Origin of the sequence: Sphingomonas taxi, assembly GCF_000764535.1 — a bacterium.
GTDB lineage: Bacteria > Pseudomonadota > Alphaproteobacteria > Sphingomonadales > Sphingomonadaceae > Sphingomonas > Sphingomonas taxi.
Map to the genome: position 1 here is coordinate 898,818 of NZ_CP009571.1, position 12,000 is coordinate 910,817.

At 68.3% G+C, this 12,000-nt stretch carries 9 protein-coding genes; 1 reads left to right on the forward strand and 8 read right to left on the reverse strand.

The genetic code is table 11. From position 1 onward, the window contains the following. Nucleotides 1-36: 36 nt before the first annotated feature. From MC45_RS04005 to MC45_RS04035, 7 genes are all read right to left on the reverse strand, one after another. The gene (locus MC45_RS04005) at nt 37-639 is read right to left on the reverse strand and encodes an ATP-binding cassette domain-containing protein (protein WP_038659804.1); all 603 of its coding nucleotides are present in this window, start codon (nt 637-639) and stop codon (nt 37-39) included. Next, nucleotides 629-1,318, reverse strand: a complete 690-nt coding sequence (gene modB, locus MC45_RS04010; RefSeq protein ID WP_038659807.1) for a molybdate ABC transporter permease subunit — start codon at nt 1,316-1,318, stop codon at nt 629-631. The genes MC45_RS04005 and modB overlap by 11 nt, the downstream gene beginning before the upstream one ends. Further along, a complete protein-coding gene (modA, locus tag MC45_RS04015) occupies nt 1,318-2,067 on the reverse strand; it encodes a molybdate ABC transporter substrate-binding protein (protein WP_038659810.1) in 750 nt (249 codons plus the stop codon). Before modA ends, modB begins: the two co-directional genes overlap by 1 nt. A gap of 68 nt (nt 2,068-2,135) precedes the next feature. After that, nucleotides 2,136-2,435, reverse strand: coding sequence for a hypothetical protein (locus MC45_RS04020; protein ID WP_038659813.1), 300 nt, complete (start codon nt 2,433-2,435; stop codon nt 2,136-2,138). 248 nt (nt 2,436-2,683) lie between these two features. After that, entirely contained in the window at nt 2,684-6,052 is a 3,369-nt protein-coding gene (locus MC45_RS04025; RefSeq protein ID WP_038659815.1) for a glycosyltransferase, read from the reverse strand. Nucleotides 6,053-6,457: 405 nt separating this feature from the next. Next, nucleotides 6,458-7,444, reverse strand: coding sequence for a quinone oxidoreductase family protein (locus MC45_RS04030; RefSeq protein WP_038659818.1), 987 nt, complete (start codon nt 7,442-7,444; stop codon nt 6,458-6,460). 56 nt (nt 7,445-7,500) lie between these two features. Then, nucleotides 7,501-8,172, reverse strand: coding sequence for a spermine/spermidine synthase domain-containing protein (locus tag MC45_RS04035; protein WP_038659821.1), 672 nt, complete (start codon nt 8,170-8,172; stop codon nt 7,501-7,503). A gap of 165 nt (nt 8,173-8,337) precedes the next feature. On the opposite strand from MC45_RS04035, the gene MC45_RS04040 reads away from it, so the two are divergent. Continuing rightward, on the forward strand, nt 8,338-8,688 hold the full coding sequence (locus MC45_RS04040; protein ID WP_038659824.1) for a DUF6481 family protein: 351 nt from the start codon (nt 8,338-8,340) through the stop codon (nt 8,686-8,688). A gap of 116 nt (nt 8,689-8,804) precedes the next feature. Here the strand turns inward: MC45_RS04040 and MC45_RS04045 are convergent, their stop codons facing one another. Next, the gene (locus MC45_RS04045; RefSeq protein WP_245640835.1) at nt 8,805-11,843 is read right to left on the reverse strand and encodes a TonB-dependent receptor domain-containing protein; all 3,039 of its coding nucleotides are present in this window, start codon (nt 11,841-11,843) and stop codon (nt 8,805-8,807) included. Nucleotides 11,844-12,000 lie beyond the last annotated feature (157 nt).

The following is a 12,000-nucleotide window of genomic DNA, read 5'->3' on the forward strand; positions in this document are numbered from 1 at the left end:
ACGCATGGCATGTTACGCTTTTGCGGCAAAGAGGGATCATACGGTGACGATGCGGGTGCCGAGCCGTTCGGCTTCCTCGGGATCGTGGGTGACCATCAGGATCGGCAGGCCGGCCTCGTCGCGGACGCGGAGCAGCGCGTCCATGATCTCGCCGCGGCGCGACCGGTCGAGCGACGACAAGGGCTCGTCGAGCAGCAGGAAGGCGGGGTCGCTGAGCAGCGCGCGGCCGATCGCGACGCGGCGCGCCTCGCCGCCCGACAGGGTGCGCGGCCAGCGGTCGAGCAGGTGGCCGATGCCGAGCATCGCGACGGTGGCGGCGAGGCCGCTGTCGTCCGCGGCGCCGTAGAGGAGGTTGGCGCGGACGCGGCGATGCGGGAACAGCCGCGGGTCCTGGAAGACGTAGCCGGCGCGGCGGTGCTCGGGGGCGACGTCGATCCCTTGCGCCGAATCGAACAGCGTGCGGCCGGCGACGACTATGCGGCCGGCATCGGGGCGGAGCAGGCCGGCGACCATGTTGAGCACGCTCGTCTTGCCGATCCCCGACGGGCCGAAGAGGACGGTGAGCCCCTCGCCCGCATGCAGGTCGAGCGCGACCGAGGCCTCGCCGAGCCGCTTCTCGACGCGGATCTCAAAGGACATGCAGGCCCCGGCGGACGCGGCGGGTGAGCAGTTCGGAGATCAGCAGCGCGGCGAGGCTGAGCGCGACCGACATGGCGGACAGGCGCCAGACGGTCGCCTCGGCACCGGGCTGCTGGAGCGCGGAATAGATGGCGAGCGGCAGCGTCTGCGTCTCGCCCGGCACGTTGGAGACGAAGGTGATCGTCGCGCCGAATTCGCCGATCGAGCGCGCGAAGCCGAGCACCGCGCCGGCGAGGATTCCGGGCAGGCTGAGCGGCAGGGTCAGCGTCCAGAACACCCGCCACGGCCCGGCGCCGAGCGTGCGCGCGGCGCTTTCGAGGCGGCGGTCGACCGCCTCGATCGACAGCCGCATCGCGCGCACCATCAGCGGCAGCGCCATGATCGCCGCAGCGATCGCCGCGCCGGTCCAGCGAAACAGGACGGTCACGCCGAACCAATGTTCGAGCAGGCTGCCGAGCGGGCCGTTGGGGCCGAAGGCGAGCAGCAGCAGCCAGCCAATCACGACCGGCGGCACCACCAACGGCAGATGGACGAGCGCGTCGAGCAGCAATTTGCCGGGAAAGCGCCCGCGCGCGAGCAGCCACGCCAGCGCGAAGGCGAGCGGCAGCACCGCCGCCATCGCGACGCCGCCGACCTTGAGCGACAGCGCGACGATCGTCCATTCGGCGGGCGACAGCATCAGCGCGGGGTGAATCCGTAGCCGGCGAAGATCGCCTTACCGGGGCGGCTGATCAGGAAGCGGCGGAAGCCCTCCCCTTCCGGATTGCGCGAGGCGGCGAGGCGAGCGACGGGATAGGTGATCGGCGGATGACTGCGCGCCGGGAAGACGCCGGCGATACGCACATTTGACGACGCCCTCGCATCGGTGGCGTAGACGATGCCGAGCGGCGCGGCGCCGCGCTCGACCAGCGTCAGGGCAGCGCGGACGCTGTCGCCGCGCACGATCTTGGGGGCGACCGCGCTCCACACGCCGAGGCTGCGCAGCGCCGCCTCGGCGTAGCGGCCGGCGGGGACCGGCGCGTCGGCCATCGCCAGCGGCCCGGCGGCGAGCACCCGTGCCAGCGCGGCGGGCGGGCGGACGGGGATACGGACCGGATTGCCCTTCGCCGCGACGACGACGAGGCGGTTGCCGAGGAAGGTGACGCGGCTGCTCGCGACGATCAGCCGCTTGGCGGCGAGCGCGTCCATCCACTCCTGATCGGCGGAGACGAACAGATCGGCGGCACCGCCCGCCTCGATTTGCCGCGCCAGCGCCGAGGAGGCGGCGAAGGAGACGACGGGGCGCGGATGGCCCTGTTTCGCCCAGGCGTCGGCGGCGGCGTTCATCGATTCCTGAAGGCTGGCGGCGGCGAGTACCAGCGGCGGCTTGCGCTGCGCCGCCGCGGGCGCGGCGATCGCGAGCGACAGGAGCAGCAGGGAACGGATCATCACGGCACCTCGAACCAACGAATATATACCGTCGTATACAAGGGTTTCGTCCGGCGCGACCGGCGTTTTCAGCGCACTTCGTCGAGGCTCATCATCTCGTATCGATAGGCGGCGAGCCGCGCGCCGAGGCAGGCCACCATCGGCGCGACGCGGTCGCCGGCCGAGGATGCGCCTGGCGGCAGAATGAATTGCGCCGACGGCAATGCGGACTGACGGTCGTGGCCGATCGTCCCGCTGACCGCATGACACGCGCGGGCGATGGCTTTCGCCGCCGACGCGGTCAGGACCGGCTTCTCGCCGCGCGTCGTCGTGCACGCAGCGAGTGCGACGACGCCGAGCGCCGCGACGGTGATGCGCTTCGTGGTCATTCGCTACCCCTTCCCCACAGTCATCCGTGACCTCCGACGTGTTCGAAACCGTTGCGGGAGCCCACCAGTGCTCCTGCGAAAGCAGGAGCCGAGGAGTCCGGAACACTATAGGCTGTTGTACTGCTTGGCCCTGGGTTCCGGCTTTCGCCGGAACACTGTACTACATCGGAAGGCGAGTGGACTTTCGCGGAGGATTCAAACACGTCGGGGTGGCATAGCCACAAGATAACCATTTCCCCGCGGTCGCATCACGTCGCGCTCACCCGGCCGGTGCGCTGGAGCTTGCCCCAGCCGACCATCGGGCCGCGCAGCGCCTGGGCTATCGCCTTCAGCACGACGTAATACATGATCTGGCGATAGCCGATCCGTTGCGGGATCAGCAGCCAGAGCAGGCGCCATTTCTCGCGGCGTTCGAGCGCGAAGGCGATCGTCGCGGCGAGCAGGTCGATCGCGGTGAACACCAGCCAGAAGCCGAGCATCGTATAGACGTCGTGGCTGGTCTGCGCCCAGCCGTGCGCCTGGATGTCGAGATAGGTGACGAAGAAGCTGACGAGCAGCGCCAGATCGATGATCGGGCTGATCGCGGCGAGCAGGATCTGGAAGACGATCGCCTGCGGCAGGCCGACCCAGCCGAGCCCGCGCGGGGCACTGCGGCCGATCGCCGAGCGATGCTTCCACAGGCATTGCAGCGTGCCGAACGCCCAGCGGAACCGCTGCTTGGCGAGCGCGCGGAACGTCTCGGGCGCCTCGGTCCAGGCGATCGCATATTGGTCATATTGCACGCGCCAGCCGGCGCGCTGGATCGCGATGGTGAGGTCCTGATCCTCCGCCAGCGTGTCGTGCGGATAGCCGCCCACCGCGCGGATCGCCGCCAGCCGCCACGCGCCGACCGCGCCGGGTACGACGGTGATCGCGTTCAGGCGGGCGAAGGCGCGGCGTTCGAGGTTCTGCGCGGTGATATATTCGAGCGCCTGCCATTTGGTGACGAGGTTGACCCGGTTGCCGACCTTGGCGTTGCCGGCGACCGCGCCAAGCTGCGGATCGTCGAACCAGCGCGCGAGGCGGGCGATCGTCGTCGGCTCGAACTGGGTGTCGGCGTCGAGCGCGATGACGATCTCGCCCTTGGCCAGCTCCAGTCCGGTGTTGAGCGCGCGCGCCTTGCCGCCATTCTCCAGCGTCAGCAGGCGGACGCGGGGATCGTCGGCGAAGGTGGCGGCGACGATCGCGGAGGTCGCATCCTTCGAACCGTCGTCGATCACGATCACCTCGATCCGCACGTCGGTGGAGGCGAGCACGCCGCGCACCGCGCGTTCGATGACGCGCTCCTCGTTATAGGCGGGGATGAGCACGGTGACGAAGCGGTCGGGGTCGATGCGCGGGAAGACGGTGCGCCCCTCGCGCCGCGCCTGGATCAGCGCCAGCGCGGAGAGCGCCAGTGCGCGCAGGATGCCGATCGCGATCGCGATCGCGAACAGCCAGCGCAGGCCGATCGCCATCGCGCCGAGCATGGTGAACAGGCCGAGATCGACATTGGCGGCGAGCTGGTCGCTGGCGCTGATCGGCGGCATCGCGGCATGGCGCGACAGGCCGGCGAGCGTCGACACCGGCACGAACTGATAGCCGAGCGCGCGCAGCCGATCGATGATCACCGGCAACGCCGCGACCGTCTCGGCGCGATTGCCGCCGGCGTCGTGGAGCAGGATGACGTTGCGGCTGCAATCCGCATCCGAATCCTCGTCGCAATGGTCGGGGCCGCTGGTCACCCGGGCGATGGTGGCGTCGATGATCTGCTGGACGCCCGGCCGCTTCCAGTCGCCGGGATCGACGTGCAGGCCGACCGAGACGTAGCCGCGTTCCTGCGCCTGCAGAGCCGGCTCGATCTCGTCCGCGGTGGAGGGTTCGGCGTCGCCGAAATAGGGCGCGCGGAAGAAGCGCAGCGAATGGCCGGTGAACGCCTGGAACAGGCGCTGCGTCGCGTTGAGCTCGAACCACACCTGCCCCGGCGAGACGGTGGCGAGGTTCGGGTGGGTATAGGTGTGGCTGCCGATCTCATGCCCCTCGGCGACCATCCGCTGGAGCAGCGAACGCTGCGTCAGCGCATTCTCGCCGACGATGAAGAAGGTGGCGGCGACGTGCTTCTGCTTGAGCACGTCGAGGATCTGCGGCGTCCAGGTGCGATCGGGACCGTCGTCGAAGGTCAGCGCGAGCTGGGTCTTGCGATAGCCGGTACGATCGACCTCATAGGCCTTGGGCAGGCGATCGAAGCGCACGTCGGTGATCGCGCCACCCGGCCCCGCCACCGCATGGCGCGCGCCGGGCACGGGGGTGGCGGCGATCTTGAGGATCTCGCCCGCGCCCTCGATGTCGACGTTGGTGCCGGCGGGGATGGCGTCGATCGCCGAGGGCGGCGGCAAGGTGCGGTGATCGCGGCCGAACAGCGACCACAGGCCCGGGTCCTCCGAGCCCAGCCGCCACAAAGCGACGCTGCCGACGCCGGCGCGGTGCAGCATCTCGATCTGGTTATAGGCGGAGGCGGCGTCGAGCAGCCAGACGACGTGGCGGGTGCCGCCCTCGCTATAGGCGAAGCTGCTGTTGCCGCTGGCGCGATCGAAGGCGGGCATCGTCCCCGAATCGCGCGCCGCCTGCCACGCCTCCTCGACGCCGAGCGGGTCGCCGCTGCCGTCGTGCCAGTCATAGGCGTAGGAGCCGATCGCGACGACGAGCTTGGCGGCGGGGATGCCGCGCGCCGCATTGGCGACGGTCTCGGCGAACCAATGCTGCGAGGCGATCGGACCGGCGGGGCCGCTCGTCTCGTGCTCGTCATAGGCCATCAGGAAGATCTTGTCGGTGACCCGGGCGTAGGCGGGCAGGTTCCAGTCGGGATTGGCGACCGGCGCGGCGATCGACACACTCCAGCCACGCGGCGCGAAGCGGCGCTGCGCCTCGCCGAGGAAGGTGCGATAATTCGCCTGCGCGCTTGCCGGCAGGTCCTCGAGATCGAAGAAGGCGCCGCCGGCGCCGTTCGCCGCCAGCCACGGAATCAGCCGGTCGAGAAAGGCCGCGCGCGCTTTCGGGTCGGCGAGCAGCGCGGCGGTGCCGGCGCCGTCCCAGGTGCCGTTGGTCGCATTCTGGATCATCGGGATGACGACCGGGCGATGCACGGCGCGGTTGAGGATGGCGCGGCCGGCGGTGTCGCGGAACACGGTGAGGTGATGATCGGCGCCGGTGACCGAGACCCAGCCGGGGATCACCCAGTCGAGCTGTTCGACATGGCGTTCGAGGCTGGCGGCGCTCGACGGGTCCCAGGGGGTGTGGAAGGCGATGGCGAGGTTGGGGTTGGCCGCCGCATCCTTGCCCCGGCCGGTGCCGAGCAGCTCGCCGGCGTAATAATTGAGGCCACGCTTGGCGCGACGGATGACGCCGTGCGGGGGGGCGAGCCGGCGCAGCACCGGGCGCTCGACGTCCACCGGCAGCAGCGGCGCCGCGGGGACGGCGCCGATCGACACCGCGAACACCGCGACCGCGAGGATGACCAGCACGACGAACGCGAGGACGCCGAGCGTGAAGCGCCGCTTGCGCCGCCCGCTGGCGTCATAGAACACGGGATGTTGAGACATGATACGGCACTTCCCCCCCGCCCCACATGCGCCAGACCGGGTGCCGCTATCAAGACGCGCCGATGACAAAGCCGTCACGGGCGGCGATCATGCGCGGTGCAGGGGTCGACGTTCGGTCAAACTCCTCCCCTCTGGCGAGCAGGGCTATTGCATGTGGCTATGTTGATGGGGCTCGATCGGTTTCCACATGAGATTCGTCACCCCGGACTGGTTCCGGGGTCCACCGGGCCGAAAGGGAATGTCGTCGAATACAGCCTTTCTCCTCGCCGCAGGGTGGACCCCGGAACCAGTCCGGGGTGACGGGGTGGGTTTGGAAAACGGCGGGCTCACACGAACCTTTATATGTGAGCGTCTTACCCCGCCGAGGGGAGCAATTCCGCTCGGATCCCCCTCGTCGATGCGGCGCTATCGGTGCGGCACGACCAGCACCGTGCTGCCGTGCGTGTCGCCGGCTTCGAGCGCGCGATGCGCGTCGGCGGCCTGTTCGAGCGCGAAGCGCTGGCCGATGTGCGGGCGGATCGCGCCGCGGCGCAGCATCGCGAAGACGCGGTCGACGCCGGCGCGGCGCTCCTCGGCGGTGACGTAATAGTCGAACAGCGTCGGGCGGGTGACGAACAGCGAGCCCTTGGCGGCGAGCGTGCCGAGCGCGACGCCGGTGACCGGCCCGCCGGCATTGCCGTAACTGACGATCAGCCCGCGCCGTGCGGTGGCGGCGAGCGTCGCGTCCCACGTCGCCTTGCCGACGCCGTCGAAGACCACCGCGACGCCATCGCCGTCGGTCAGCGCGCGGACCCGCGCGGCGACATCCTCGTCGCGGTGGAGGATGACGCGGTCGGCACCGGCGGCACGTGCGTGCTCGGCCTTGTCGGCACTGCCCGCGGTGCCGATCACCGTCGCGCCGATCGCCTTCAGCCAGCCGACCAGCAGCTGGCCGACGCCGCCGGCCGCCGCCCAGACCAGCACTGTCTGCCCGGGCTGCACCCGCGCGCAGCGATCGGCCAGGCATTCGGTGGTGCAGCCCTTGAGCAGCAACGCCGCCGCGGTCTCGTCGTCGACGTCGTCGGGCAGGTGGAGAAGCTGCTGCGCGGCGACGTTGCGCGCGGTGGCGTACGCGCCGCGCGCCGGTCCGAAGGTGCCGACGCGATCGCCGACCGCAAAGCCCTCGACGCCGTCGCCGACCGCCTCGACCACGCCCGCCGCCTCGCTGCCGAGGCCGGCGGGCAGCTCGACCGGATAGACGCCGCTGCGGTGATAGGTATCGATATAGTTGAGGCCGACCGCGTGGTGGCGCATCCGCACCTCGCCGGGGGCGGGCGGCGGCAGGTCGGCGTCGACCCATTCGATCACCTCGGGCCCGCCGGTGCGGGTGATGCGTGCTACGCGTTCGCTCATCTCATCCTCCTTCGTCCACGCCTTCCGAACCGTCCGGCCGGCGCGGGGTTGCACGCTCAGCGCGGCACGGCGAACCAGATCGTGTGCATCGCGCCCTTGCCGTTGCTGCGCGCGCGGACGGTGACCTCGTCGACGGCGAAGCCGCCCTCGCGCAGGCGGCGGGCGAAGGCGGCGTCCTTCGCGGCGGACCATATGGCGAGAACCCCGCCGGGGGTCAGCGCCGCGCGCGCCGCGGCGAGGCCGCGTGCCGCATACAGCCGGTCGTTGGCGGCGCGGACCAGCCCGTCGGGGCCGTTGTCGACGTCGAGCAGGATCGCGTCATAGGTCCGCGGCGTCGCGGCGATCACCTCGGCGACATCGGCGAAGGTGACGGCGACGCGCGGATCGTCGAGACAGCCGGCGGTCAGCGCCGCCATCGGCCCGCGCGCCCAGTCGACGATCTGCGGCACGAGTTCGGCGACGGTGACCCGCGCCTGCGGGCCGAGCGCGGCGAGCGCGGCGCGCAGCGTGAAGCCCATGCCATAGCCGCCGACGAGCAGATGCGGCGCGGCCCGGCCGGCGAGCCGGTCGATCGTCATCGTCGCCAGCGCCTCTTCGGAGCCGCTCATCCGGCTGTTCATCAGCTCGTTGCGGTCGAGCACGATCATATAGTCGCCGCCGCGGCGGAACAGGCGCAGCGGCTCGCCGCCGGGGACCGGGGCGGTGTCGATCAATTCGCGTGGCGTCATGCCGGCTCGCTCCTGCTGCGCACAAAGCGCGCCTCTACCGCGACGATCGGCGCACCGCGATGGGCGTTTTTGCAGAATCGGGCGTTTTGCTTTAACGGGCGTCGCCGAGACGGCGTGCCTGCTGCGCGCCGTCCATATCGAATCGACAGGATCATCACGCCCCACATGTCAGCCTACAAGCCCCAGACGTTCCAAGAGCGCGCCGCGCTGTCCGCCCAAGCCAAGCAGGCGGCGTTGGAGAAGCTGCGCGCCAAGCCGCCGCTCGACCCGGCCGTGGTGGCCGCCCGCGTCGCCGCCGCCGAAGCCAAGGAAGCCGCGCTCGCGAAGGCGCGCGCCGACAAGCAGGCCGCGCGCGAACAGGCGATCGCGGAGAAGAAGGCCGCTGCCGAAGCCGCCGCGCTCGCAGCCGCCGAGGCCGCCGCGAAGGCCAAGCCCAAGATGCCGACCGAGGCCGAGATGAAGGCAGCGCGCGACGCCCGCTACGCCGCCCGCAAGCAGCGCGCGGGGAAGAAGTAAGGTCGCTTCGACAACCAGCGCGTTCGACATACGAAAGGGGCCGGCGAAAAACCGCCGGCCCCTTTTTTGCATCCTATCGCAACATCGTCTCCGACGAGTGACCGACCACTACGGTCCTAGAATTTCACGTTCGCCGCGGCGCGGAAATAGCGCCCGAGAATGCCCGAGAAGTATTGGGTTGTCCCACCGCCAGCCGGTGACGGATAGGGCGGCGCGCGGTCGAAGACGTTGTCGACGATGAAGCGCAGACCAAACTGCTGGTTCACCTTCACACCCACCGTCGTGTTGAATACCGTCCAGGCCCCGACGCCGCGAATGTCGCGGGAATTGGCCGCCTCGTCGATATCGAAGGCACCCTTGCCGATATATCGGCCCTGGAAGAGCAGATTGAAATTATCGCTGTCGTAGGTGAGGTTCGCCGTACCCGAGTGACGCGGATAGCCGACTTCGCCAGCGGTGTGATCGATGTCGCCGGTGCCGACCTGCGTTTCCAGCTTGTCGCGGTAGAAATAATTGGTCGATAGACCGACGACGCCGCCGTTCGTCAGACCGATCCGTTCAAGCGGCAGGCGATAGGCTGCGGTCACGGTCAGGCCGGCCATCTTGTAGGACGCCGCATTGTAATAGCCTTCCCGGATCGTCGTCAGCTGGCCGTCAGCGTCACGATCGAACGTGCCGCAAAATTCGTTCGGATAGCCCGGCGAATCATAGCAGGCGTTGAGCAGTGACGCACCGTCGAGCGAGGTGATCGCGTTCTTCAGCTTGATGTCCACCCAATCGACCGCGAGCGAGAAGCCACGGACGAACTGCGGCTGGAAGATTGCACCGACGGTCCAACTGTCGGCGGTCTCGTTTTGCAACGCCGGATTGCCCGCGATCGTCACCGGAATGGTGAAGTTGCTGAAATTCGAGTCGAACGTCGCGGTATTGATCCCGGCCGCGGCGCAATTGGCGGCGCGTACCGACGGATTGGGGCCGCTACCGACATAGCGGGCATCGCAAGGATCGTTGCCCACATCGAACGCGCGTGACGTCGGATTGAACACCTCGGTGATCGCCGGCGAGCGGATCGACCGGGTAAAATTGCCCCGGAAAGTCAGATCGCGGAAGAAGCCGAGGCGGCCGCCCGCGGTCCAGGTGAGATCACCACCCGACAGCGAATTGTCGACGTACCGTGCCGCGCCGTCGAACTCGAGCGTCTTGAGCCACGACAAGGCATTCTTGCTCGAGACGAAGGGCACGACCAATTCGCCGAAGACTTCGTCGGTATTATATTTGCCGGCGATCGGGTCGATCGGAATGGTCCGGCCGAACTGCTGCTTGGTACCGTCGGCGAGCGTCTCGCCGGCGTAATAGGTACCCGGATCGAACCGCGTCTTCTCTTCGCGATGCTCGTAGCCCGCCGAGATGCTGACGTCGTTGCCGAACAACGTGAACACCGGACCATTGATATTGGCGTTAAACACATATTGTTCGTTGACCGAACGCGGCGTGGCGATCGCGAAGATATAGTCGCGTGCTGCCTGGCTCGCCTGCCCGACACCGAAGATGTTCAGCGGCGCGCAGGTGCTGTTGAGCGTCGCGATATTGGCGTTCACGGCGCCGGGGCGACAGGTGATATTACCCGAGGCGTCACGCACCGCGTCGATCGCATTGGCGAAATTCTGCTGGACGAGCTCATAGTTGCGGCCGGTGGTCTGCGAACGGCCGTAGACGCCCGAGACTTCCCACTTGAAATCGTGACCGCCAACGTCGAGTGCGCCGTCGAATCCGGCGACGAACCGATAGGTTTCGACCGTCGCCTGCGACCGTCCGGTGGTCAGATCCGAGAGCGCGCGACCCACGTAGAATTGCTGCTGGCCGGGCGCGAGATTGGCGGCGATCGTCGCGCGATCGGCCGTCGACAGATACGGGTTGTTGATGTTGACGAGCAGGTTGCCGTCGGGGGTGCCGGCATCGTCGAACAGCGCCGTATTATAGTTGGGCTGGTCGATCAGGTTGACGCCCTTGGCGTGGACATACCAACCCTCGCCGAAGAAGCGGATGTTGTCCGTCAGCTGATAGCTCGCCTGCACGCTGCCGATATAGCGTTCGGAGTTGGTGAGCAGATTCGACTGCGCGGGCAAATCGTAGCCGTTGCCGCCGCTGCTGATATAGCCCTGACGGAGCACGGTTCCGAGATCGAGCGGCACCAGCGTGCCATTCGGCCCGAACTGCTGTAGCTGACCCGCAGCATTTCGGATGCCCGAACTTGACGCGAGATAATCGTCCTCACTGAACGGCACGCCGCCGCTGGTGAAGGCGCTGTAACGCTGCGACGGATAGAGCAGACGGGCGAATTGCGAATTGGCGGAGGCGGGGGGCGTGCCGAAGAAATTGCCGGCGGCGGTAATCGCGCGATCGCTGGCAGTCAGACCGGTGACTTTGTTATACTCGCCCGAGATCGTGATATTGCCGCGTCCTCCCGCGAAGTTCTTGCCGGCGAGCAGGCTTAGGCGGTTGTCAGGGGCATCGTCGTGATCGGACAGGCCGGTCTGCGCCTCGAGGTTCAGGCCTTCGAAATTGCGCTTGAGGATGATGTTGACGGTGCCGGCGATCGCGTCGGACCCGTAGATCGGTGCGCCGCCGATCGCGACCGTCTCGATCCGCTCGACCAGGGTCGAGGGGATGTTGTTGAGGTCGACCTGCGTACCGGCGGATACTGGACCAAAAATGCTGGCGGTGTTCGACGAGACGAAACGGCGGCCATTGACCAGCACCAGCGTACGCTGCGTACCGAGACCGAAGAAGTCGACGAAGGTCTGCGCCGGGCCGAAGGACGATTGCGCGCCGACTCCGCTGTTGCCCGGTGGGCCGAAGGCGGGAAGCTCGGTCAGTGCCTGACCGACGTTGGTATAGCCGCGGTTCTGGATCTGCGCCGCGCCGATCACCTGCGTCGGCTGCAACGTGTCGAATTCGGGCCGCGCAATGCGCGAGCCGGTGACGACGATATCAGCGCCTCCGGCCTGATCCGGCGCTGCCGGCGCCCCCGTCGTCTGGGCGACGCCAGTCTGATCCTGGCCAGGGTCCTGCGCGGCGACGTCGGCGGGTTGGGTCGGCGCTGGCGTGGCCGTCTGCGCGGCAGCCGGGCTGGCAAATCCTGCGAGAGCGAGCACGCTTGCGCCCAACAGAGCATGCGACCGGGAAGCACGGAAGATCATCTAACAGCCCCTGAACAAAGAATTTTTTAGCTCAACGCCGCTGTTAGGTTCAGGACTCTCGATGGGTCAATCTGGCTGACCAACATAACTCAAAATGTTTCTGAATGTTGCG

Bases quoted from the DNA above. Each gene is read 5' to 3' on its own strand.
- MC45_RS04025 (WP_038659815.1), bottom strand. From the start codon at position 6,052: ATGTCTCAACATCCCGTGTTCTATGACGCCAGCGGGCGGCGCAAGCGG.
- modA (WP_038659810.1), bottom strand. From the start codon at position 2,067: ATGATCCGTTCCCTGCTGCTCCTGTCGCTCGCGATCGCCGCGCCCGCG.
- MC45_RS04020 (WP_038659813.1), bottom strand. From the start codon at position 2,435: ATGACCACGAAGCGCATCACCGTCGCGGCGCTCGGCGTCGTCGCACTC.
- MC45_RS04040 (WP_038659824.1), top strand. From the start codon at position 8,338: ATGTCAGCCTACAAGCCCCAGACGTTCCAAGAGCGCGCCGCGCTGTCC.
- MC45_RS04030 (WP_038659818.1), bottom strand. From the start codon at position 7,444: ATGAGCGAACGCGTAGCACGCATCACCCGCACCGGCGGGCCCGAGGTG.
- MC45_RS04005 (WP_038659804.1), bottom strand. From the start codon at position 639: ATGTCCTTTGAGATCCGCGTCGAGAAGCGGCTCGGCGAGGCCTCGGTC.
- modB (WP_038659807.1), bottom strand. From the start codon at position 1,318: ATGCTGTCGCCCGCCGAATGGACGATCGTCGCGCTGTCGCTCAAGGTC.
- MC45_RS04035 (WP_038659821.1), bottom strand. From the start codon at position 8,172: ATGACGCCACGCGAATTGATCGACACCGCCCCGGTCCCCGGCGGCGAG.